The 20,270-nt window shown below is 71.4% G+C and carries 26 protein-coding genes; 12 read left to right on the forward strand and 14 right to left on the reverse strand.

Features of this window, described 5'->3' with window-relative positions; all coding sequences use genetic code 11:
• Positions 1-2: 2 nt before the first annotated feature.
• The 5 genes from LUU90_RS06120 to dmpI form a co-directional block, all read right to left on the reverse strand.
• A complete protein-coding gene (locus tag LUU90_RS06120) occupies positions 3-1,016 on the reverse strand; it encodes an ABC transporter substrate-binding protein (RefSeq protein ID WP_275002447.1) in 1,014 nt (337 codons plus the stop codon).
• Positions 1,013-1,843, reverse strand: coding sequence for an ABC transporter ATP-binding protein (locus LUU90_RS06125; protein ID WP_275002448.1), 831 nt, complete (start codon positions 1,841-1,843; stop codon positions 1,013-1,015). The genes LUU90_RS06120 and LUU90_RS06125 overlap by 4 nt, the downstream gene beginning before the upstream one ends.
• Complete coding sequence (locus LUU90_RS06130; protein WP_275002450.1) at positions 1,840-2,964, reverse strand: FecCD family ABC transporter permease; 1,125 nt, start codon at positions 2,962-2,964, stop codon at positions 1,840-1,842. Before LUU90_RS06130 ends, LUU90_RS06125 begins: the two co-directional genes overlap by 4 nt.
• A 146-nt stretch (positions 2,965-3,110) precedes the next feature.
• Positions 3,111-4,109 carry a phosphotransferase enzyme family protein gene (locus LUU90_RS06135; RefSeq protein ID WP_275002452.1) on the reverse strand — a complete coding sequence of 333 codons (999 nt, stop codon included), beginning with the start codon at positions 4,107-4,109 and terminating at the stop codon, positions 3,111-3,113.
• A 75-nt stretch (positions 4,110-4,184) separates the two neighbouring features.
• Positions 4,185-4,394: a 4-oxalocrotonate tautomerase DmpI gene (dmpI, locus tag LUU90_RS06140; RefSeq protein ID WP_275002453.1), complete on the reverse strand. Its 210-nt coding sequence runs from the start codon at positions 4,392-4,394 to the stop codon at positions 4,185-4,187.
• Between the two features lie 177 nt (positions 4,395-4,571).
• Here dmpI and LUU90_RS06145 point away from each other — a divergent pair, with 177 nt between their 5' ends.
• The 4 genes from LUU90_RS06145 to LUU90_RS06160 all read left to right on the forward strand — a co-directional run bounded on the left by LUU90_RS06145 (position 4,572) and on the right by LUU90_RS06160 (position 7,059).
• On the forward strand, positions 4,572-4,841 hold the full coding sequence (locus tag LUU90_RS06145) for a DUF1905 domain-containing protein (protein WP_275002751.1): 270 nt from the start codon (positions 4,572-4,574) through the stop codon (positions 4,839-4,841).
• 38 nt (positions 4,842-4,879) lie between these two features.
• Entirely contained in the window at positions 4,880-5,305 is a 426-nt protein-coding gene (locus LUU90_RS06150; protein WP_275002454.1) for an SRPBCC domain-containing protein, read from the forward strand.
• A 76-nt stretch (positions 5,306-5,381) separates the two neighbouring features.
• Positions 5,382-6,194, forward strand: a complete 813-nt coding sequence (locus tag LUU90_RS06155; protein ID WP_275002455.1) for an SRPBCC family protein — start codon at positions 5,382-5,384, stop codon at positions 6,192-6,194.
• 55 nt (positions 6,195-6,249) lie between these two features.
• Entirely contained in the window at positions 6,250-7,059 is an 810-nt protein-coding gene (locus LUU90_RS06160; protein WP_275002457.1) for an SDR family NAD(P)-dependent oxidoreductase, read from the forward strand.
• Between the two features lie 20 nt (positions 7,060-7,079).
• On the opposite strand, the gene LUU90_RS06165 is transcribed toward LUU90_RS06160, so the two are convergent.
• The gene (locus tag LUU90_RS06165) at positions 7,080-7,382 is read right to left on the reverse strand and encodes a helix-turn-helix domain-containing protein (RefSeq protein WP_275002459.1); all 303 of its coding nucleotides are present in this window, start codon (positions 7,380-7,382) and stop codon (positions 7,080-7,082) included.
• Between the two features lie 66 nt (positions 7,383-7,448).
• Between LUU90_RS06165 and map the strand changes: the two genes are divergently transcribed.
• Positions 7,449-8,225 carry a type I methionyl aminopeptidase gene (map, locus tag LUU90_RS06170; RefSeq protein ID WP_275002460.1) on the forward strand — a complete coding sequence of 259 codons (777 nt, stop codon included), beginning with the start codon at positions 7,449-7,451 and terminating at the stop codon, positions 8,223-8,225.
• Positions 8,226-8,336: 111 nt separating this feature from the next.
• On the opposite strand, the gene LUU90_RS06175 is transcribed toward map, so the two are convergent.
• Positions 8,337-9,212, reverse strand: a complete 876-nt coding sequence (locus LUU90_RS06175) for a serine aminopeptidase domain-containing protein (RefSeq protein WP_275002461.1) — start codon at positions 9,210-9,212, stop codon at positions 8,337-8,339.
• Between the two features lie 118 nt (positions 9,213-9,330).
• On the opposite strand from LUU90_RS06175, the gene LUU90_RS06180 reads away from it, so the two are divergent.
• The gene (locus LUU90_RS06180; RefSeq protein WP_275002462.1) at positions 9,331-10,014 is read left to right on the forward strand and encodes a TetR/AcrR family transcriptional regulator; all 684 of its coding nucleotides are present in this window, start codon (positions 9,331-9,333) and stop codon (positions 10,012-10,014) included.
• 167 nt (positions 10,015-10,181) lie between these two features.
• Here the strand turns inward: LUU90_RS06180 and LUU90_RS06185 are convergent, their stop codons facing one another.
• Both LUU90_RS06185 and LUU90_RS06190 read right to left on the reverse strand, forming a co-directional pair.
• A complete protein-coding gene (locus LUU90_RS06185; protein ID WP_425596197.1) occupies positions 10,182-11,093 on the reverse strand; it encodes a VOC family protein in 912 nt (303 codons plus the stop codon).
• Positions 11,090-11,713, reverse strand: a complete 624-nt coding sequence (locus tag LUU90_RS06190) for an NADPH-dependent F420 reductase (protein WP_275002463.1) — start codon at positions 11,711-11,713, stop codon at positions 11,090-11,092. The genes LUU90_RS06185 and LUU90_RS06190 overlap by 4 nt, the downstream gene beginning before the upstream one ends.
• Positions 11,714-11,804: 91 nt before the next feature.
• On the opposite strand from LUU90_RS06190, the gene LUU90_RS06195 reads away from it, so the two are divergent.
• Together LUU90_RS06195 and LUU90_RS06200 are read left to right on the forward strand one after the other, a co-directional pair.
• Positions 11,805-12,275 carry a MarR family winged helix-turn-helix transcriptional regulator gene (locus tag LUU90_RS06195; RefSeq protein ID WP_275002464.1) on the forward strand — a complete coding sequence of 157 codons (471 nt, stop codon included), beginning with the start codon at positions 11,805-11,807 and terminating at the stop codon, positions 12,273-12,275.
• A 195-nt stretch (positions 12,276-12,470) separates the two neighbouring features.
• The gene (locus tag LUU90_RS06200; RefSeq protein WP_275002466.1) at positions 12,471-13,529 is read left to right on the forward strand and encodes a phosphotransferase enzyme family protein; all 1,059 of its coding nucleotides are present in this window, start codon (positions 12,471-12,473) and stop codon (positions 13,527-13,529) included.
• A gap of 21 nt (positions 13,530-13,550) precedes the next feature.
• Here the strand turns inward: LUU90_RS06200 and LUU90_RS06205 are convergent, their stop codons facing one another.
• Positions 13,551-14,114 (reverse strand): CGNR zinc finger domain-containing protein, encoded by a 564-nt coding sequence (locus LUU90_RS06205; protein WP_275002467.1) that lies wholly within the window; start codon positions 14,112-14,114, stop codon positions 13,551-13,553.
• A gap of 85 nt (positions 14,115-14,199) precedes the next feature.
• Here LUU90_RS06205 and LUU90_RS06210 point away from each other — a divergent pair, with 85 nt between their 5' ends.
• Positions 14,200-15,393 (forward strand): Bcr/CflA family efflux MFS transporter, encoded by a 1,194-nt coding sequence (locus LUU90_RS06210; RefSeq protein WP_275002468.1) that lies wholly within the window; start codon positions 14,200-14,202, stop codon positions 15,391-15,393.
• A 47-nt stretch (positions 15,394-15,440) separates the two neighbouring features.
• On the forward strand, positions 15,441-16,688 hold the full coding sequence (locus tag LUU90_RS06215) for an MFS transporter (protein ID WP_275002469.1): 1,248 nt from the start codon (positions 15,441-15,443) through the stop codon (positions 16,686-16,688).
• Between the two features lie 21 nt (positions 16,689-16,709).
• Here the strand turns inward: LUU90_RS06215 and LUU90_RS06220 are convergent, their stop codons facing one another.
• Together LUU90_RS06220 and LUU90_RS06225 are read right to left on the reverse strand one after the other, a co-directional pair.
• Entirely contained in the window at positions 16,710-17,120 is a 411-nt protein-coding gene (locus LUU90_RS06220; protein ID WP_275002470.1) for a DoxX family protein, read from the reverse strand.
• Between the two features lie 48 nt (positions 17,121-17,168).
• On the reverse strand, positions 17,169-18,101 hold the full coding sequence (locus LUU90_RS06225) for an EamA family transporter (protein WP_275002472.1): 933 nt from the start codon (positions 18,099-18,101) through the stop codon (positions 17,169-17,171).
• Positions 18,102-18,172: 71 nt separating this feature from the next.
• On the opposite strand from LUU90_RS06225, the gene LUU90_RS06230 reads away from it, so the two are divergent.
• Positions 18,173-19,114: a LysR family transcriptional regulator gene (locus LUU90_RS06230; RefSeq protein ID WP_275002473.1), complete on the forward strand. Its 942-nt coding sequence runs from the start codon at positions 18,173-18,175 to the stop codon at positions 19,112-19,114.
• A 69-nt stretch (positions 19,115-19,183) separates the two neighbouring features.
• On the opposite strand, the gene LUU90_RS06235 is transcribed toward LUU90_RS06230, so the two are convergent.
• Together LUU90_RS06235 and LUU90_RS06240 are read right to left on the reverse strand one after the other, a co-directional pair.
• The gene (locus LUU90_RS06235; protein ID WP_425596198.1) at positions 19,184-19,471 is read right to left on the reverse strand and encodes a UBP-type zinc finger domain-containing protein; all 288 of its coding nucleotides are present in this window, start codon (positions 19,469-19,471) and stop codon (positions 19,184-19,186) included.
• A 97-nt stretch (positions 19,472-19,568) separates the two neighbouring features.
• Positions 19,569-19,769 (reverse strand): hypothetical protein, encoded by a 201-nt coding sequence (locus tag LUU90_RS06240; RefSeq protein ID WP_275002475.1) that lies wholly within the window; start codon positions 19,767-19,769, stop codon positions 19,569-19,571.
• 136 nt (positions 19,770-19,905) lie between these two features.
• Here LUU90_RS06240 and LUU90_RS06245 point away from each other — a divergent pair, with 136 nt between their 5' ends.
• The gene (locus LUU90_RS06245; RefSeq protein ID WP_275002476.1) at positions 19,906-20,262 is read left to right on the forward strand and encodes an iron chaperone; all 357 of its coding nucleotides are present in this window, start codon (positions 19,906-19,908) and stop codon (positions 20,260-20,262) included.
• Positions 20,263-20,270 lie beyond the last annotated feature (8 nt).

Genomic DNA, 20,270 nt, shown 5'->3' on the forward strand with positions numbered 1-20,270 from the left:
GGTCAGAGCTCCTGGGGGTAGAGCGCCTCCGCGATCTGGCGGACGGCCGCGACGTTGCCGAGCGTGCCGGGGAACACGTCGGCGGCGGAGATGGCGATGAGCCGGTCCTCGCGGACGGCGGGCAGGTCGGGGAACGTGCTGGTGAGGTACTCGCGGACGGCCTCCTCGTGCTCGGCGTCGGACACGGAGAAGACCAGGGCGTCGGGCGCCTCGGCGGCCAGGGACTCCGGGGTGATCTCGGCGGCGAAGAAGTCGGCGAAGGCGGGCTGCTCGGGCGTGTAGACGTTGTCCGACCCGGCCAGGCGCAGGATGTCGTACTCGACGCCCGCGCCGATCGCGGAGAGCGACGTCCCGTCGACGTACACCTGCGCGACCCGCAGCTTGTCCACGTCGGCGACGGCCGCGGCGATGTCGTCCAGCTCGGCCTGGCTCTCGGCGATCAGGTCGGCGGCGGTGTCCTCGACGCCGAAGATCGCGCCGAGGTCCTCCAGGTCGGTGAAGAGGTCGGTGACCTCGCCCGACATCCGACGGTCCGCGCATCCGCCGGTGGCGACGTAGACGGCGGCGCCGGCGTCCTGGAGCTGCTCGATGCTCGCGAAGCCCTGCTCGGCGGTGAACTCGTAGGTGGTCGGCGAGTAGACGAAGTCGGGCTGCACGGCCAGGAGGTCCTCACGGCTGGGCGGTGTGTCGCCGCCGATCACCGGTACGTCCGCCGCGAGGGAGGCGACGTCGTCGGGCAGCTCCTGCGTGGTCGCCTGCGCCTGGCCGGCCAGGCGGTCGGCCAGGCCCAGGCGCAGCAGCAGCTCCGTCTGCGAGGGGTGCATGCCCACCACGGCCTCCGGCACGCCGTCGACCACGACGTCCTCGCCGCAGTTGTCCACGGTGACCGGCTCCGCGCTGCCGGTCTGTCCCGACGCGGGCGTGACCCCGGACCCGCAGGCGGACAGGAGCAGGGTGGCCGCGGCCAGGCTTGCGACGGCGCCGGTGGTAGCCGCGCGACGGGGGTTTCGGGTCATGAGGAGATCTCGCTTTCGGTGGGAACGGGTGCGGGGTCCGGTACGGCCCCGTCCGGAAAGGTGTCGGCGTACGGGCGCCGGAAGGCCAGGACGCGGTCGTGCCCGTCCTCGAGCAGACGCGCCTGAACGCCGAAGACCGCCCGGATCAGCTCCGGCGTGAACGTCGTGGCCGGTGGCCCGTCGGCGACGACGGTGCCGGCGTCGAGCACCACCACGCGGTCGCAGTACTGTGCCGCGAGGTTCAGGTCGTGCAGCGCGGCGATCACCGTCCGGCCGAGGCCGCGGACCGTGCTCATGAGCTCGAGCTGATGCTTGATGTCGAGGTGGTTGCTCGGCTCGTCGAGCACGAGGACGGGGCTCTGCTGGGTCAGGGCGCGCGCGAGCATGACCCGCTGCCGCTGGCCGCCGGAGAGGGTGCCCACCATGCGTGCGGCGAGGTCGTCGATGCCGGTGCGGCGCATGGCGTCGTCAGCGATCCGCAGGTCCTCCGCGGTGTCCCTGCCGAAGGAGGCGTGGTGCGGTGCCCGGCCCAGCAGCACCACCTCGTGCACGCTGAGGTCGAAGTCGGTGTGCGGGTCCTGGAGCATGACCGCCACCTGCCGGGCGTGCTGCCGTCCGGAGAGAGTCCGTACGTCGGCGCCGTCGACCCGCACGGTGCCGCGGCTCGGCCGGACGGCGCGGTAGAGCGTCCGGAGCAGCGAGGACTTACCGCTGCCGTTGGGGCCGACCAGGCCCACCACGGTCCCCGGATCGACGGTCAGCGAGGCGCCGTGCACGACCTCGGTCCCACCGAGGACCACCGAGACGTCGTCGAACTCGACCCTCATCGTCCGAACCCCGCCCGGTCGGCGCCGCCACGGCGCATCAGCCACAGGAAGAACGGCGCCCCGACGAACGCGGTGAGGATGCCGAGCGGGATCTCGGTCGGCATCGCCACGGTGCGGGCCAGGAGGTCCGCCATCATCAGGAACACCGCACCCGCGAGCACGGTGACCGGCAGCATCCGCCGGTGGTCGGCGCCCACGACGATGCGGGCGATGTGCGGGACCACGAGGCCGACGAAGCCGATGCCGCCGGCGACCGAGACGACGGTCCCCGTCAGCAGCGACGCCACGACGAGGAGCAGCCCGCGCAGCCGGGTGGCGTCCACGCCCAGCGAGGTCGCGGACTCGTCCCCGGTCATCAGGGCGTTGAGCGAGCGCGACGTCCCGGCCGCGACCAGGCAGGCCACCACGAGGGCGATCGCCGGCCCGATCAGGCTCTGCATGGTCGCGGCGGACACGCTGCCCAGCAGGAAGAACATGATGCTGACGACGTTCTGCGCGTCCGTGGAGATCGTCAGGTAGCTCGTCACCGCGCTGAACAGCGTGCCGAGGGCCACGCCGGCGAGGATCATGCGGGTCGGCGAGAGCTCGCCGTCCTTCCGGGCCAGGGCCGCCACGCACGCGCACGCCACGAGCGCGCCGATGAAGGCGGCGACGTTGAGCGAGAGGCCGCCCAGCACGCCGGTGCCGAAGACGATCACCAGCACGGCGCCCACGCTCGCGCCCGACGACACCCCGAGGATGTAGGGCTCGGCCAGTGGATTACGCACCGTCACCTGCATCAGCGCCCCCGCGAGCGCCAGGCCGGCGCCGGCCAGTCCCGCGAGGAGCGTCCTCGGCAGGCGGAACTGCCACACCGCCTGGTCCTGCAGCGGGGTGAGGGTCCCGTCGGACATCCACGGCATCCCCGGGACCAGGTGCCCCAGGGTGATCTGCGCCGCCTGGGCGAGGCTCACCTCGACCGAGCCGACCGCGCCGGAGACGACCACGAGGGTCACCAGCGCGATCGCGAGGGCCGCGCAGGACCAGGCGGTTCGCCGGAGAAGGCGGCGTCGGATCGAGAAGGAGGAGCCGGGAGGGCTGCCCGGGGTCGGCGCCACAGAGGCGAGCACGCGTGCGGTCACGCCGCGACAGTAGTGATAACCATTATCAATTTCAACTCCGCCTGCGAGCTGACCTGCGCCGGGCCGCACGCGAGCCGGCCGCCCCCGCCCGTTCGAACGTAGGGCTGGTCGCTCTGCGAGTGTCCAGAGCGCGACCAGCCCTACGTTCAAGTACCGCAGCCTGCGGCGACGGCGACCGCGAGGTCCCGGTGCGCCCGCGCCATGCCGGTCAGGTCGGCCCGGAGCTCTGCCCTCCACTCGGGCTCGTCAGCTCCGGACGACTCGAGGGCACGGGCGATGCGGACGGCGGAGCAGGCTGCGTGCGCACCAACGAACAACCGCAAGTTCGCCAGGTCGGAGTCATCGAGCGTCCGCACGTCGCGGTACCCGGCGACGAACGCCTGGACGAGGTGCCGGTGCGTCGGGTCCGAGTCCACGTCGGCACCGGTCAGGTCGCGCACGGCGTAGGCGACGTCGGCGGCGTACCAGGACAGTGCGGCCTCGTCGAAGTCGAAGGCGGTCGCCCGGCCCGCATCCCAGGCCAGGTTGTCCAGCTCGAAGTCGCCGTGCACCACCCCGAACCGTGAGCGGTCACGCGGCAGGCCCGCGAGCCGGTCGGACAATCGGGCAGCGGCTTTCACGAGCGCGGGGTCCTCGGCGAACAGGTCAGGGATCTCGGCCAGCTCGGTAAAGGCCTCCGGCAGGCCGACCTCGATGCCGACCGCGCCGTCGTGCACCCGCGCAAGGGCCCGGCCCCACTCGCGCGCGAGATCATCGGTGAGGCCCTCGGCGTCGATCTCCTCGCCCGCCGCTGCCTCGACCACCATGGCGTGCATCGTGCCCAGCTCCGTCGGCACCGTCGCCGTCAGTCTCCTGGTCTCGGACCGGACCGGGCCCACCACTGCCGCGCCGCCCGCAGCGAGCCGCTCCATCAGGACGCTCACCCGCTCGACCGCATCGGCCTCCCGGTAGGTGTCAGGCACGAATCGCAGGTACCGCTTCCCGCTCGGGTCGGGCAGGACGAACACGTGCGAGGCGCTGGAGCGCCACCACTTCGCAGTGCCGGCCGGGTACCCCCAGGCGGCAGCGACCTGGTCGGCGACCGGGCTCTCCCACGCGGAGGTGACCGTACGCTTCAGGCGGTCGATCTCGGTCAACGGCATCATCGGCGGACAGCCTCACGGGCTCCGGCCTCGCCGGGCAAGCGAATTCTCGGTCCGGTTGACCGGCGGACGATCGCTCTAATGCGGAAGGCTCTCGTCCTGCCCCGAGTCCGCGAGCGTCACACCACCCACGCCCCAGTTCTCCCGTGGGATCTCCTGGATCATCACCCGGATCGTGTCGGGCTTCATCCGCATCACGCGGGCGTAAGTCGCGGTCAGCTCGGCCACGAGCTCGCGCTTGGTGTCGGTGTCACGGGGCGACGCGTTCAGCACATGGATCACAGGCATGCCCGTTATCTCACCACGGTGTGCCGGGAGCTCCGCGATGAGTTTCACCACGAGCCGCCGTCGTACCTGATGAGCATCACGAGCGAAGGGGCAGCCCTCCTCTCCGACCCCCGAAACACCGAACTCCCGAACTCCCGAACTCCCGAACTCCCGAACTCCCGAGAGGCGGTACCCGTGATGGACGAGCAGTTCACCGCGACCCTGCAGAAGAGCCCTGAGAAGGGCGGCTGGACATACGTCGTGTGGCCCCGGTCCGCCGAGTTCTTCGGCACCCGCGGCCTGGTGAAGGTACGCGGCACGATCGACGGGCATCCGTTCCGGAGCTCGTTCATGGCCCTGGGCGACGGCACGCACAAGCTGCCCGTGAAGGCGGACGTGCGCAAGGCGATCGGCAAGGAGGAGGGCGACTCGGTGACCGTTCGCCTGGAGGAGCGGGTGGACGCTTGAGCACGGGAAGAACAGACCGGGCAAGCCTCCTCCTCCACGTGGACAGGGCGACGGCGTTCGCCGCCCTGACCAACCCTGACGCGCTGGCCGCCTGGCTGCCTCCCGCGGGGATGAGCGGCCGCTTCGAGCGGTTCGACATGCGCGAGGGCGGCTCGTACCGCCTCGTCCTGACCTACGGCGACGCCTCGGACGCTCCAGGCAAGACGTCGGCCGACGAAGACGTGTCGGAGGTTCGTATCGCGCGGATCGTTCCCGGCGAGCGGATCGTCCAGGACATCGACTTCGAGTCCGACGACCCGGCGTTCCGGGGAACGATGCGGATGGAGTGGAGCATGCACAGCGTCGACGAGGGAACCATCGTGGAGATCGTCGCGCGGAACGTGCCGCCCGGGGTCCGGGCCCGCGACCATGCGGAAGGGCTCACGTCGTCCTTGGCGAACCTCTCCGCCCACCTCGAGCCGTAGCCACTGCTCCGATCCGAGCACGAACCGGACTCGGGTCACCCTTGCTTATGCAGGTAGTTGCCTGCATATTGGATCCATGACCGCACAGCAGGACGTCCTCGACCCGGTGTTCAAGGCCTTGGCCGACCCCACCCGACGCCTGCTCCTCGACCGGCTCCGTCAGCAGAACGGCCAGACGCTCACCGAGCTCTGCGGCAGCCTCGAGATGGCGCGCCAGTCGGCCACGCAGCACCTCGACCTCCTGGCGCAGGCCGGCCTCGTCGTTGTCGTGCGCCGTGGGCGAGAACGCCTGCACTACCTCAATCCCGCTCCGATCCACGAGATCGGGGAGCGCTGGATCGCGGCGTACGACGCGCCACGACTGGCAGCGCTGAGCGCCATCCGAGACCGAGCAGAGGAACACGCCATGACCGAGACCACCTCGACCGTCCCGACGTACGTCTATGTCACCTACATCAGGGCGAGCGCCCAGCAGGTGTGGCAGGCACTCACCGACTCCGACGTGACCGCGCGGTACTGGCACCACGCCAACGTCTCCGACTGGCAGGTCGGCTCGCCGTGGGAGCACCGCCGGGTCGACGGCTCCGACACCGTCGACGTCGTCGGCACCGTGCTCGAGGCGGAGGCTCCGAACCGGCTCGCCGTCACCTTCGAGGCCTCCCCCGGCACCGAGCGACCGGATGGCCCCTCGGTGGTCACCTTCCTGATCGAACCGCACGCCGACGTCGTCCGGCTGACCGTGACCCACGAGAACCTGCCCGACGCGGAGATGCACCGCCGCATGTCGGGCGGCTGGCCCGCGGTGCTCGCCAACCTCAAGACGCTGCTGGAGACCGGCGCGGTCATGCCGTCGGCGCTCTGGGAGGTCCCTACGCGCGCGACGTCATGAACCGCTCCCCCACAGGAGCTGGCCACCACCACCACCGATCGTCTGGAGATTCGTCATGAGCGGACTGCTGCTGGAGAACAAGAACGCCGTCATCTACGGCGGCGGAGGTGCCATCGGCGGCGCCGTCGCGCGGGTGTTCGCCCGGGAGGGGGCACGGGTCTTCATCGCCGGACGGACGCAGGCGAAGCTCGACGCCGTGGCACACGACATCCTCGCCGCGGGTGGCCAGGTCGAGACCGCTCAGCTCGACGTGTTCGACCCGGAGGCGGTCGAGCGACACGCCGACACGGTCGCCACGCAGGCCGGCAGCATCGACGTCGCCCTCAACGCCGTGAGTGTCGTGCACGACCAGGGGACGCCGCTGGCAGACCTCTCGCTGGAGGAGTTCATGCGGCCGATCGACGGCTTCCTGCGGACGCTCTTCATCACGAGCAAGGCGGTGGCACGGCACATGGGTGGGGAACGCCCCGGCGTCGTCCTGAACCTGTCCGAGCCGGGGGCCCGGCTCGCCGTCGGCGGCATCCTCGGCCACGGTGTGAGCGCCGCGGGCAAGGAGGCGTTCTCGCGACTGCTGGCCGCGGAGCTGGCGCCGAGGAACATCCGCGTCGTCGACATCCGGCCGCACGCCGTCGTCGACGCGGCCGCCGCGGGCTCCTACACGCGTGAGCTCTTCGGGCCGTCCGCGGCCGCCGCCGGGCAGACGCTCGACGAGTTCCTGGACGACGGGATGCGGGCAGGGACGCTGCTCCAGCGGCTACCGACGCTCTCCGACGTCGCGGAGACCGCCGCGTTCCTGGCCTCGGACCGCGCCGGCGCGATGACAGGGACGGTGGTCAACCTGACCGGCGGGGCGCTGGTGGACTGAGGCACCAGGGCCGAGACGGCCTACGAGGCCAGCCACTCGCGCGCGTTGCGGCCCGGCCGCGCGGACGTGGCTGCGCCATCGGCCTCGTTGATCTCCGCCCACACCGCGTCGAGCGAGAGGCCGAGGACCTCCGCGATCGCGGCGATCGTGGGAAAGGCCGGTGTCGCCACGCGGCCCGACTCGATCTTGCGGAGGGTCTCCGGGGAGACGCGTGCGTCGAGCGCGACCTCGAGCATGGAGCGCTCGCCCCTGGCGCGACGCAGGAGGGCGCCGAGGCGCTGCCCGCGCTCGATGTCCGCGGGTGTGAGCGGCAACCTGACCATGAACCGATTCTAGTACCGGGATAGTATGGCCGGGATAGTTATTGGGAAGTAAGAGAAGGGCGCCACATGATCGAGATCCTGAACCCCGCCGAGCTGGTCCGAGCAAAGGGCGCAGGCACCCTGGTCGCGACCATCCTGCAGACGCTGCGGACCCGCAGCGCGGTCGGCACGAACCTCCTGGACATCGACCGGTGGGCCAAGGCGATGATCGTCGACGCCGGCGCGCAGTCCTGCTACGTCGACTACGCGCCGTCGTTCGGGCGCGGGCCGTTCGGCCATTACATCTGCACCGCCGTCAACGACGCGGTCCTCCACGGGAAGCCGCGCGACTACCGGCTCGCCGACGGCGACCTGCTGACCCTCGACCTCGCCGTCTCCCTGGACGGCATCGCCGCGGACTCCGCGATCAGCTTCATCGTGGGCGACACCAAGCCCGCCGAGAGCATGGCGATGATCGAGACGACCGAGCGTGCACTGCGGGCGGGGATCGCCGCGGCCCGCCCCGGAGCCCGCATCGGCGACATCTCCCACGCCATCGGCACGGTGCTGAGCGCCGCGGGGTATCCGATCAACACCGAGTTCGGCGGGCACGGCATCGGCTCGACGATGCACCAGGACCCGCACGTCCCCAACACGGGACGGCCCGGCCGCGGGTTCACGCTGCGCCCGGGGCTGCTGCTCGCGCTCGAGCCGTGGGTCATGGTGGACACCGCCGAGCTGGTGACCGACGCCGACGGGTGGACCCTCCGCAGCGCGACAGGTTGCCGGACGGCGCACAGCGAGCACACGATCGCCATCACCGACGGCGAACCCGAGATCCTCACGCTGCCGACCCCGGCGTAGCCCTCCGACGCAGAGCAACGAACGTAGGCCTGGTCGCCCCATGAGGGTTCATGGAGCGACCAGGCCTACGTTCGACGCGTCCCGTCCCCCGACAGGGACGGGACACGTCCTCTAGTACGGGCAGGTGCTGCGGTACTCGCTGATCGTCGTGCTCGTGGACGGCGCCGGGCACAGGAACTGGTCGTAGCGCAGGTCGTCGTCGACGAAGCGCTTGAGCCAGGAGATGCTGTACTTGGCGATCGTGGTGTTGTCGGTGTTCGGCGCGAAGTGGCTGGCACCGCGCAGCTCCAGGTACGCCTTGTCAGCGCTGCTGGGGAGGGACTGGTAGAACGGCTCCGCGTGCGAGCGGACCGAGGCGATCGAGTCGTTCTGCGCACCGACGATGAGCGTGGGTGTGCTCACCTCCGGCCACGTCTTGTCCGTGTTCCACGGCGTCAGCGGGATGGCCGCCTGGAGCGATGGCCGGTCCTTGGCCGCCTCGAGCGATCCCCCGCCGCCCATCGAGTGACCCATGACGGCGAGCCGGTCGTCGTCGATCCGGCTCGCGACCGAGCTGCGCGTCGTCAGGTAGTCCAACGCCCTGAGCAGCTGGTCACCGCGGGAGGACGGCTGGTCCGAGGTGGTGTTCGTGTCGATCGTGAAGACGACGAACCCCTGTGAGGCCAGCCGCGGGCCGAGCCAGGCCATGGTGGACTGCGAGGCCGTGTAGCCCGGGGCGACCGCGACCGCACCGAACGTGCCTTCGGCGGTGCTGGTCGGGTAGTAGATGGTGCCGCCACCGAAACCGGAGACGACGAGACGCGAGACGCTCACGTCAGCGACAGCGAACGGACCACGGCGGGCCTCGATGCTCGCCACGGTCGGGTCGGGACCGCGTTCGTACGGGTTGTCGGCGGCCTGCGCACTCGGCATGCCCACGACGGCGGTGCCGGCGAGCAGCAGCCCGGACACGAGCGCTGCGCCGGCCTTGCGGATCAGATGTCTCATGAATTGCCCCTTTGCGATTGACAAGACAGCAACTGACGCAACTGACAGTAAGGTAGCTCTACCAACCGGTCAAGACATTTCGTAGATTGATGCAGGCGCACCTGACTAAGGTCGGTACGTGAACGGGTACGTGGACGGCCGCAAGCTGCGCTTCGAACATCGCCGTGGGGAAGTTCTCCGCGCGGCGACCGAGCATGCGCTCGACCACGGCCTGGCCGGCCTGTCGCTGCGCAAGGTGGCCCAGACGGTCGGCGTCAGCCACGCGACCCTGGTGCACCATTTCTCGACGAAGGACGAGCTGGTCGCCGAGATCGTCGACCTGGTGCTGGCCCAGTCGCTCGCCCTCCCCGACCTCGCCGACGACGACCCGGACCCGCTCGGGAGCATCTGGCGCCGGGCCACGTCGGACCAGGGACGCCGCTACATCCGGCTGTTCACCGCGATCACCGGGCACGCCATGCACGACAACCCGATGCTGCGCGACGCGGTGGCCCGGTCGATGCAGCAGCGGACGGCCCTGCTGGCCGCCGGCCTGGTACGGCACGGCTGCCCTGAACCGGAAGCTGCCGCGCTGGCTACGTCGGTGCTGTCGACGCTGCGCGGGCTGCTCGTCGACCTCCTCGTCACCGACGACGAGAAGCGGGTCCGGGCGGCGTTCGACGACCTGGCCGCCGAGCTGGGCCGACGAAGCTCCGCCTGGCCGACGCCGGAGGCGGCCGCTCCGTCGGCGGCAACATCGGCCCCAGCGGCGTCGGCGGCAGCTCGCGACACGGGCCGACGCGCCGGGGAAGGACCACGTTAGCGGGGTGGGTTGCTGTGAGTAGTCAGCGTCTACTCACAGCAACCCACCCCGCAGTACATGCGTCTCCCCCGGCGCCCACCTCCGACCATGACCCCGGATCGGCGACTCCGCTCAGCCGTGCGCCGCTACCGGGCCGCCGGCGCCGCTCGGCGACCGCCGTCCGCCGTTCAGGCCCCCGCCTCCGGCGAGACCGCGAGCCGCGTGTTCCACGGGTCGGCGAACCGGAGCGTCGCTCCGTCGTCCGCCGTCGGGATGCCGTGGAACCCGAGGCGGTCGGCGAGGGCTTCGACGTCGGACCTCGTGGGGACGAGGATCCGGACGTCGCCGAGGCCGAGCGTCGAGGCGCGCGGAGCGGCGCCCGCGCTGCGCCAGGTGTTCATGCCGATGTGGTGGTGGTAGCCGCCGGCCGAGACGAACAGGGCGGAGTCCCCCAGCTGCGCGGTGACGTCGAACCCGAGCGTGTCGACGTAGAACTGGCGCGCGGACGCGATGTCTCCCACCTGCAGGTGCACGTGTCCGATCGCCGCGGACGGGCCGGCGTCGGATGCCGCGGGGTCGTGCCAGCGCCGCAGGAACTGGTTCGGGTCGAGGTACTCGCTGGCCATCGCCACCGTCCCGTCCGGGCGGATGTTCCACTCCTCACGGGGGCGGTCGCGGTACAGCTCGACGCCGTTGCCCTCGGGGTCGGTGAAGTAGAACGCCTCGCTCACCAGATGGTCCGCGCTGCCGGTGTACGTCTCCGGCACGCGCTGCGCCATGGACGCCAGCGACGCGGCCAGCCGCCGCTCGTCCTCGAAGACGATCGCCGTGTGATAGAGCCCGGCGCCGCGCGGGTCCGCACCCGGCAGGTCCCGCTCCTGGCGCAGGACCATGATCGGCACGCCGCCACGGCCCAGCGTCGCGGTGGCGCCCGACTGGTCGAGGACGTCGAGCGTGACCGCGTCCTGGTAGTACGCGCTCATGACGTCGAGATCGCGCACGAGCAGCTCCACGGTGTCCATCCGCGTGCCGTCGGGTGCCGCCCCCGCGGTTGTGACACTGCCCTGCCGCCAGACAGGGACGACGTCCGGGGTACTCATGAGATCAGGGCGAGGCCGCCGCCCCAGGAGATCTTCTCGGCGCCGGCGAGGGTCATCTGCAGCAGGCCGACCGCCTCCAGCTCACGCGCCCGCTTGAGCGAGCCGGCGTCCACGCCCCGCAGCCCGGCCGCGGTCACCAGCTCGACGACGGCCTGCTTGGCCGCCGCGTCGTCGCCGGCGACGAGCACCGTCGTCGGCACGGAGCCGATCTCGCCGGAGGCGAGGGTGCCGCCGAAGTTCGTGTTGAACGCCTTGACGACCCGTGCGCCGGGGGCGGCGTCCTGCACCACCTTCGCCGCCGAGGAGTCGGCGGGGACGACGAGGTCGTCGAAGGTGCTGAAGTCGACGGGGTTGGTGACGTCCACGAGGACCTTGCCGTCGAACGCGCCCGGGTAGGCGCTCAGCACGTCCGCGACGGCCCCGTAGGGAACGGCCAGCACGACGACGTCGCCCGTCACCTCATCACCGATCGCGCCCGCCGTGCCGCCCAGCGGGCCGGCGACCGCGCGCGCCTTCTCGGCATCGCGGGCGAGCACCTGGACCCCCGCGCCGCCCTTCGCCGCGACGCCGGCGACAACACTGCCGAAGTTTCCTGCTCCGATGACGGTGACCGTGCTCATGTGCTCTCCCAAGATAGTTGTTCCTACAACCAACACCCCCGAGTGTTGCACCCATTACTTGTCGCGTCAACCAAACGGGTAGGATGGGTCCGTGAAGCCACGCGTACCCCGGATGAACGACCAGGAGTCGGCGGCCTGGCTCGGCCTGACCACGATGTTCAGCCTCCTGCCCGTCGCGCTGGACCGGCAGCTCCAGCGCGACTCCGGGCTGACGCACTTCGAGTTCGTCGTGCTGTCCCGGCTCCAGCTCAGCCCCGATCCGACGATGCGCATGACCGCCCTCGCCGAGGCCAGCGTCTCCACCCTGCCGCGCCTGTCCCACGTCTGCGGGCGTCTCGAGAAGCGCGGTCTCGTGGAACGCTCCCCCTGCCCCGAGGACCGCCGCGCCACCAACGTGCGGCTGACGACCGACGGTCGGCGCGAGCTGATCCGCTCCATCCCCGGCCACATCGCGACGGCGCGGCGGCTCGTCATCGACGCCCTCACTCCGGAGCAGCTCGACGCGCTGACCGACATCACGAACACGATCAACGCCCGCCTCACGGAGGACCGGACCCCCTGACGCTGCACGCCCTCGCCCTCGCCCTCGCCCTCGAGGCATCGGGAGGCATCGAACGTAGGGTTGGTCGCTCTATCAGCCGTCATGCCGCGACCAGGCCTACGCTCGACGTCTTGGCGCGACGGGGCCTACGTTCGGCTGGGGTGGTGGGATCGACGGGACAGGGCGGGACGGGACGGGACGGGACGGGGGTGCGGGGTGCACGGCGCTGAGCTGGTGGTGGCCGAGGCGCTGGGCGGGGCGCACCCCGCCGGCCGGGCGCGCGACGTCGTCTCGGCGGTGGCGCGAGAGTACGGGCTGACCGGAGCGTGGACCCGGGTGCTGGCCGGGGAGCAGTCGACCGCCTTCAGGCTGGACAGCGGAACCGCGCGCCACTTCGTCAAGGTCGAGGACCGGACCACTGTCGAGCGGGTCGAGGCCGCGGCGGAACTGGCGGACGTCGCCGCACGCCAGGAGGTTCCCGCAGCCCTCCCGCGCCCGACGAGACATGGGCGCCACGCGGTACCCGTGGACACCCTGGTGCTCTCCGTCACCGAGTGGGTGCCGGGCCAGACGCTGTCCCCACCGGTCAGCCTCGGTCAGGCCACCCAGATCGGTGCAGCCCTCGGCCGGCTTCACCAGGCCTTCGCCGCACTCGCTCCCCACCCCGCCGCGGTCACCGCGGCCGAGGAGGAGTGGCTGCGCTGGGATGCGGCGGACGTCGTGACCCGGTGGGAGCAGGCAGAGGCGCTGGTCCGCGACCGAGGCGACGATCCGGACGGGTTCGACCGGGTCGCCCTGACGGCCCTTGCCGAACGCCGCGACTGGCTCACCGCTCTCGACCGCGTGCTCACCGGCGTCCCGCCACTGACCCGGCAGTGGGTGCACGGCGACTACGCGGCGCCGAACCTCTTGTTCGACGGCGACCGGCTCGTCGCGGTGGTCGACTTCGCCAACGCGTCGCCACACCTGATCGCCTACGAGCTGGGGCGCATCGCCTTCGGCCCGGAGGTGGTGCTCTCACCACACGGCCCAACGCTCTCGGCCACGGTGCTGGATGCCTACGTCGCCGCCAGCCCCGCGGCCACGGAGGCTGATGTCGCCTGGGCCGAGGCCTGCGCATTCGTCCAGCTCGCCCGCAGCACCTATCCGGTGACCGCCCGCTACGCCGGGACCGGCCGGTTCCGGGCCGACCTCGATGACTTCTGGGTCCGCCGGCAGGACACGGCCCGGCTCCTGCACGCCCGCCTCCACCCGGCGCCTGACGTCGCGACGTAGGCCAGACGGAGGGCCAGGGGCTCAGGGGGTGCGGGTGGCCGCTCGGCGGCGCATCTTGACGTAGTTGCCGCAGCCGGACATGGAGCACCAGCGCCTGGCGTGGTTGCGGGAGGCGTCGTAGAACGCCCAGCGGCAGGTGTCCCGGGCGCAGACCTTGAGCCGCTCCCAGTCGCCCGCCGCCTCGCACCGGCGGACGGCGTCGAGCACTCCCGCCATGCCTCGTTCGAACGCGGTGCCCGACCCCTCGAGCCGGATGCCGCCGTCGGCGTCGAACGCGGCACGCAGCGGGATGCGGGCGAGCTCGGCGTCGAGCTCCTGGCGGGCCACGGGACCGGCGTCGTGCCCGGCATGGGTCAGGAGGACCGCCCGTAGCCCCTCCCGGACACGGCGCGCGGCGCGGACCTCGTCCGCCGTCAGACGGGCGCCCGCCGGAGCGAGGCCGCGCGCCGCGAACCAGTCGCGGAGGGCCGTCGCGCTGTCGAGGAATTCCGCGGCCTCCTGTGGCTCGTAGCTGTTGACGAAGTCGCGCACGACCGTGGCTGCGGGCGGCGCCCACGTGTCGAAGTCGTTCTCGGCGGGCTGCATGACACCAGCGTAACCACTTGACCGGTGCCTAGGCATCGACCACGATGACACCGGCTAACGTCCGACGATGGTGTACGGAGGCATGATGACGGCGACTCGCGCGGACGCGGTGCGGCACGCCGGGCTGCTGGTGGTGGTGCTCGGCCTGCTCACGACGCTCGGACCGTTGTCGATCGACCTCTATCTCCCGGCTTTCCCCACGCTGCAGCAGGAGTTCGGCGCTGACGACGGCGCCGTGCAGCTGACGCTGGCGGGCATGACCGTCGGCCTCGCGCTCGGGAACCTGGTCACGGGGGCGTGGAGCGACCGGGTCGGACGCCGTCGTCCGCTGCTGCTCGCGACGGCGCTGCACGTGCTGGTCACGTTCGGGTGCGCCGCGGCACCGACGCTCGAGCTGCTCACGGCACTGCGGGTGGTCCAGGGCGTGGCGGCCGCAGGCAGCTCGGTGCTCGTCCTCGCCATCGCGCGCGACGTGAGCGACGGGTCGGCGCTCGTCCGTCTCGTCTCGCGCATCACGCTCATCACGACGACCGTCCCTCTGCTCGCGCCGGTCGCCGGGGCGGCCCTGCTCCCGCTCGTGGGCTGGCGCGGCATCTTCGCGGTTCTCGGTGTCTTCTCGCTGGTGGTCCTGGCGGTGACGGCGGCGGTGGTCCCGGAGACGGTCCCCCACGGCGGCCGCCACGACCGGACCTCGCTCGCCCGCGTGCGCGCCGTCCTGCGCGACCCCGGCTTCCGCGTCGCGACGGTGCTCGGGGCGATGACCTACGCGGGCGTCTACGCCTACGTCGCCGCGTCACCGCTCCTGCTCCAGGGCGTCCACGGCATCTCGCCCGGGCAGTTCGCCATGGTGTTCCTCGCGAACTCGCTGGGCCTCGCCATCGGGGTCCAGGCGAGCGCAGCGCTGCTCCGGCGTCGGCCGGGTGCGCCGGTGCTCGTGGGGTTCGCCACCCTCACCGCCGTCGCGGCAATCGCCGTCGTCCCGCTGCAGCACGCGGGTGCGGGGCTCGCGGGCCTGCTGGTGTGCCTGTGGCTCTTCGTCACCGGGTGCGGCGGCTGCTTCGTCGGTGCGTTCAGCCGCGCACTGCGTGACCAGGCGGCGCAGACGGGCACCGCCACCTCCGTCTACGGCTTCACCACCTTCGCCACAGCAGGGCTCGTCGCGCCCGTCGCGGGCATGATCGGACTCCACGACGCCTCCCCGATCGCGGCAGTGCTGACCGCCACCGCCCTCGTCGGGACGACGGCGGCGGTCGTGATGTTCGCCCGAGACCGACCGTGACCCGGTCGGACGACTTTTTCGTGGTGGCGTCGCTCTAGGCTCTCGTCGTGAGCACCAGGCAGCCGCTCGGGCGGGCGTTGAGGAACGTCATCATCGCGAACGTCAGCTCGAGCCTCGGGGACGGCATCGCCAAGGTGGCGGCTCCCCTGCTCGCGGCACGGCTGACCGACGACCCGCTGCTCGTCTCCGGCGTCGCCGCCGTGGCGATGCTGCCCTGGCTGATCTTCTCGATCCCCGCCGGGATCCTGCTGGACCGGATCGACCGACGGCGCGCCATGACGCTCGCCAACGGCGTCCGCACACTGCTCGCGGTCCTCCTGCTCGTGCTGTTCGCGACGGACGGGCTGACGATCTGGTGGCTCTACGGCGTCGTGTTCGCGTACGGGGCGTTCGAGACCGTCTACGACGGCGCGCTCCGCGCCGTCCTGCCCTCGATCGCCGCCAAGCAGGATCTGCCGCGCGCGAACTCGCGGGTCGAGGCGGGGGAGATCGTCGTCGAGCGGTTCCTGTCCGGCCCGCTCACCTCGGCCCTGTTCGCGATCTCGGTGGTGGTGCCGCTCGGGATCAACGTGCTGACCTACGCGGTGGCCGGCGTCATGGCGGTGTTCCTGCCGCTCGCCGCCGCAGGCCGCCACCACACCCACCCGACGGATGAACCGCGCGTCGCCTGGTACCGGCAGTTCACCGACGGGTTCCGGTACCTCATGGGCAACCCGATGCTCCGGAAGCTCTGGCTGATCAGCGTGGTGATCGGTCTGTGCTTCTCCGCCGCCACCGCCACGATGGTGCTCTACGTGCTGAACCAGCTCGGCCTGCCGGAGGCGTGGTACGGGGCGTACATCCTGGTGGGCGCGGTGGGCTCGCTGGGTGCGGCGTCGATCGCCAACCGGCTCAAGGAGCGGTTCCGTGCCGGACCGGTGATGGCGGTGGCGCAGACCCTGTCGCTCGCGGCGCTGGTCCTGATGGGCGCCGTCCCCGTGCTCGGCGTCGTCGCCTTCGGCTACTTCTTGTCGGCCGCCGGCACGACGGGGTGGAACATCCTCGTGATGTCGCTGCGCCAGGCCGCGATCCCGGGCCGCCTGCTGGGCCGGGTCCACGGCACGTGGCGCACGCTGCTGTGGGGCACCATGCCGCTCGGCTCGCTGCTGGGCGGGCTGCTCGGCCGGATCGATCTGCGCGCACCGTTCCTCATCGCGGGCGGTATCGCGACGCTGGTCGCGCTCGTGTCGTTCCGGTTCCTGGCCGGCCTGCCCAACCCGGAGGAGCTGGAGGACGCGGACGGGGAGACCGCGTGAGCGCGCCCCCGTGCGTGCCGGTCAGCCCAAGGAGAACAGCGGGCCCGTGATGGTCAGGCCAGGATCCTGGCTGAACGCCCAGAAGAACGCCAGCGCCGCGCCCGCGAGCGCCACGTCCTTGTTGAACTGGATCATCTCGGTCTGCTTCGCCGCCGGGTCGGCCTCCCGCCAGAACGCGTGCATGAGGAACGCCGTCGGAAGGAGGAAGACGAGCAGCAGCAGCGCGCCCAGGTCACCCCAGACGCCGAGCAGGACGGACAGCGCGCCGAGGAGCATCAGCACACCGCTGGCGAGGGTTGCCGGCTTGGCCATCGGAAGGCCCTTGGACGCGGCGTAGCCGGCCATGCCTTCCGTCTGGGTCAGGTGGCTGACGGCGCTCCCCAGGAAGAGGGCCACGAAGAGCACCCGGCCGATCAGCAGTACGACATCCATGGTCGCCTCCGGTAGAGGACCTACGGTTGATCACGCTTTCTCCACACTTTAGGACCCGACCGTCTCGCGCGTCGAGAGGTGTGGGGGCGCCTCTTCCTCGACGCCGCTCGGGACCGGAGGGTTGGCCTTGCGCAGCGACCCCCAGAGCACGCCGCCGATCACCAGCGCGGCGCCGACCGCGGTCGCCACCTCGATGTCCTCCCCCAGCAGCACCGCCGAGGCGCTGAGTCCCACGACGGGGACCAGCATCGAGAAGGGCGCGACGACGCCCGCGGGGTGCCGGGCCATCAGCCACGTCCAGACCCCGGACCCCACGATCGTCCCGATCAGGACCGTGTAGGCCAGCCCGAGCAGCGCCGGGACCATGTGCGGTCCGGGGCTGAACGAGGCACCCATGACGCCCGGGCCTTCCACGATCAGCGACAGGACGAACATCGGCACCGGCGGCACCACCGACATCCACAGCGTGAGGTGCAGCGGGTTCGGCGCCTTGGCCCGCGCGTTGGACACGTTGCCGATCGCCCAGCCGAAGCCGCCGGCGAGCACCAGCAGGAAGGGTGCGAACGCGGCGGCCTGCGCCTGGGACCAGCCCACCACGGCCAGCCCCAGGGTCGCCGCGCCCAGCCCCACCAGCTGGCGCGCGGTCACCCGGTCCCGGAACGCGATCGCACCGAGCAGCACGGTGAACGGTGCCGAGGACTGCAGCACGAGCGACGCCAGCCCGGTCGGCATGCCGACGGCCATGCCCCAGTACAGGAACAGGAACTGCAGGATCCCGAAGCCGATGCCGTACCCGAGGAGCCAGCGCACCGGCACCTGCGGACGTGGTACGAGCAGCACTGTCGGCACGGCGATGATCGCGAACCGCAGGGCCACGAGCAGGAACGGCGGGAACTGAGCGAGCGATGCGTCGATAGCGATGAAGTTCAGTCCCCACATGACCGCGACGGACAGGGCGAGCAGACGGTGCGAGATGGGCATGGCCCGAGTCTGGGCGGCACCGGATCTGAAGGACAAGCGAAAGTTTCTACAAGTCCTTGTAGGTTGCCTTCATGGACGCAGAGCCTCGCCGCCGCGGTCACGACCTGACCCGGGTAGATCCTCGTCACCTCGACCTGCTCCGTGAGCTCGCCGACCGTCGCTCGGTGACCGCGGTCGCCGAGGCGACCCATCGGACGCCGTCCGCCGTGTCGCAGCAGCTCCGCACGGCGCAACGCGAGCTGGGCGGCATCCCGCTGGTGGAGCCGCACGGCCGGGGCGTACGGCTCACCGAGGCGGGCAGGCTCCTGGCCGACGGCGGCCGCGACCTCGCCCGGACGATCGCGCAGGTGCAGGCGACGTGGGACGCGTACCTGGGCTCGGCATCGGGCACCGTCCGTCTGGCGGCGCTCCCGAGCGCCGCCACGATCCTGCTGCCCGGCGTGCTCGACCGGCTCGCCGGCACGGACGTGCACCTCGAGTGCACCGACGTCGACATCGCCGAGTCGGAGTACTCCGGGATGGTCGCCGACCACGACATCGTCGTCGGGCACAGCTTCACCGGTCCCGTACCCGCCGGGGCGGGACACCTGGTCACCGCGGCCCTGCTTCGCGAACCCCTCGACATCGCCATGCGGGCCGACCACGCGCTGGCCACCAGGCCCCGGGTCACGGCCCGGGAACTGGTGCTCCACGAGTGGTACGGCGTGCCGATCGGCTACCCGTTCGACGACCTGCGCATCGCCGTCGAGACGACGACGGGGACCCCGGTCCGCGTGGTCCAGCGACTCCGCGACAACCGGCTGATCGAGGCGCTCGTCGCGGCCGGCGACCGCGTCGCCGTGCTCCCCCGGTACAGCACCACGCCCGGCGCCGGGATCGTCCTGCGGCCGGTGCACGGCATGGACGCCGCCCGGTGGATCGTTGCGATCCTGCGGCCCGACCGCGCCGAACGGCTCGCCGTCAGGACGGTGCTCGAGGCGTTGCGGGCGGCAGGCGGGGACGTCGTCGACTGAGGGTAGGAGCGGCGGCGACGTGCGGCCGGGCGGCGTGGACGAGTGCGTCGACGAGACGCGTACGGAGTGCTACGCCAGCGCGCGGAGCTGGGCGGTCGGCACCGTCACCTCGTCGACGTAGCAGTAGCCCCAGCCCTCGCCGGGCTCGACCGACCGCATCAGCGGGTGGCCCGTGGCCTCGAAGTGCGCCGTGGCGTGCTTGGCCGGCGACGAGTCGCAGCAGCCCACCTGCCCGCACACGAGGCAGCTCCGCAAGTGAACCCAGGTACCGCCGTGGGCGAGGCACTCGGGGCAGCCCTCGACGTTCTTCGGTTCGAGGACGGCTACCAGGTCCAGGTGCGTGCATTCGGTGCTCATGGTCATGGTCCTCACGTCGTGGCGAACGGCTCCCCTGATCCTAGGCCGCTCCGCTCGCCCCGTACCTCCGGCGGACGCGGGCCCGGTCGGGCGTACCTCAGCCGGTCTTGCCGGACCGGCCCGTGCGGGCGGCCCAGAGGATCAGGACGATGCCGACGACGGCGAGGATCGGCCCGATGACCGCCCACATCGTCTCGCCTGTCATCGAGCTGCCGGCCAGGTAGCCGAGTCCCTGAAAGGTGAAGACGCCACCCATGAGGACGAGCACTGCGCCGAGCACGATCAGACCTGACTTCATGGTTGCTCCGAACTGCGATGGTGGAGGCGTGCGTCGCACCTGCTCCCGCAACACTACGGCCTGGCGACGGCATTATCGTGGGGCAGGAGCGATCGAAGACCTTGACGACGACCGGAACCAAGAGCGAGGCACCCTCATGACGGCGACAGCCGACCACGACGCCTACATCGCCGCGGCACCCGAGCCGTTTCAGCCCGCGCTGAGACGGTTGCGCGCGCTGCTGTCCCGCACCCTGTCCGAAGCGGACGAGATCGTGGCCTACAACATGCCGGGGTTCAGCATCGACGGCTCGGTCGTCGCGAGCTACGCGGCGTTCAGCAAGCAGTGCGGGCTCTATGTCCTTCCGGGCGCCATCTCCGAACATGCCGAGGAGATCGCGGCGGCCGGCCTCAAGGCGACCAAGACCGGCATCACGTTCTCGCCGAACAAGCCGATCCCGGACGACCTCGTCGAACGGCTTGCGCGGGCGTCGCGTCAGGACGCCGAGGCCTGACGCCGGCG

Source organism: Promicromonospora iranensis (genome assembly GCF_028994775.1).
GTDB classification, from domain to species: domain Bacteria; phylum Actinomycetota; class Actinomycetes; order Actinomycetales; family Cellulomonadaceae; genus Promicromonospora; species Promicromonospora iranensis_A.

Bases quoted from the DNA above. Each gene is read 5' to 3' on its own strand.
- LUU90_RS06120 (WP_275002447.1), bottom strand. From the start codon at position 1,016: ATGACCCGAAACCCCCGTCGCGCGGCTACCACCGGCGCCGTCGCAAGC.
- LUU90_RS06125 (WP_275002448.1), bottom strand. From the start codon at position 1,843: ATGAGGGTCGAGTTCGACGACGTCTCGGTGGTCCTCGGTGGGACCGAG.
- LUU90_RS06135 (WP_275002452.1), bottom strand. From the start codon at position 4,109: ATGATGCCGTTGACCGAGATCGACCGCCTGAAGCGTACGGTCACCTCC.
- dmpI (WP_275002453.1), bottom strand. From the start codon at position 4,394: ATGCCTGTGATCCATGTGCTGAACGCGTCGCCCCGTGACACCGACACC.
- LUU90_RS06145 (WP_275002751.1), top strand. From the start codon at position 4,572: ATGGACGAGCAGTTCACCGCGACCCTGCAGAAGAGCCCTGAGAAGGGC.
- LUU90_RS06155 (WP_275002455.1), top strand. From the start codon at position 5,382: ATGACCGCACAGCAGGACGTCCTCGACCCGGTGTTCAAGGCCTTGGCC.
- LUU90_RS06160 (WP_275002457.1), top strand. From the start codon at position 6,250: ATGAGCGGACTGCTGCTGGAGAACAAGAACGCCGTCATCTACGGCGGC.
- LUU90_RS06165 (WP_275002459.1), bottom strand. From the start codon at position 7,382: ATGGTCAGGTTGCCGCTCACACCCGCGGACATCGAGCGCGGGCAGCGC.
- map (WP_275002460.1), top strand. From the start codon at position 7,449: ATGATCGAGATCCTGAACCCCGCCGAGCTGGTCCGAGCAAAGGGCGCA.
- LUU90_RS06175 (WP_275002461.1), bottom strand. From the start codon at position 9,212: ATGAGACATCTGATCCGCAAGGCCGGCGCAGCGCTCGTGTCCGGGCTG.
- LUU90_RS06185 (WP_425596197.1), bottom strand. From the start codon at position 11,093: ATGAGTACCCCGGACGTCGTCCCTGTCTGGCGGCAGGGCAGTGTCACA.
- LUU90_RS06190 (WP_275002463.1), bottom strand. From the start codon at position 11,713: ATGAGCACGGTCACCGTCATCGGAGCAGGAAACTTCGGCAGTGTTGTC.
- LUU90_RS06205 (WP_275002467.1), bottom strand. From the start codon at position 14,114: ATGCAGCCCGCCGAGAACGACTTCGACACGTGGGCGCCGCCCGCAGCC.
- LUU90_RS06210 (WP_275002468.1), top strand. From the start codon at position 14,200: ATGACGGCGACTCGCGCGGACGCGGTGCGGCACGCCGGGCTGCTGGTG.
- LUU90_RS06220 (WP_275002470.1), bottom strand. From the start codon at position 17,120: ATGGATGTCGTACTGCTGATCGGCCGGGTGCTCTTCGTGGCCCTCTTC.
- LUU90_RS06225 (WP_275002472.1), bottom strand. From the start codon at position 18,101: ATGCCCATCTCGCACCGTCTGCTCGCCCTGTCCGTCGCGGTCATGTGG.
- LUU90_RS06230 (WP_275002473.1), top strand. From the start codon at position 18,173: ATGGACGCAGAGCCTCGCCGCCGCGGTCACGACCTGACCCGGGTAGAT.
- LUU90_RS06235 (WP_425596198.1), bottom strand. From the start codon at position 19,471: ATGAGCACCGAATGCACGCACCTGGACCTGGTAGCCGTCCTCGAACCG.
- LUU90_RS06240 (WP_275002475.1), bottom strand. From the start codon at position 19,769: ATGAAGTCAGGTCTGATCGTGCTCGGCGCAGTGCTCGTCCTCATGGGT.
- LUU90_RS06245 (WP_275002476.1), top strand. From the start codon at position 19,906: ATGACGGCGACAGCCGACCACGACGCCTACATCGCCGCGGCACCCGAG.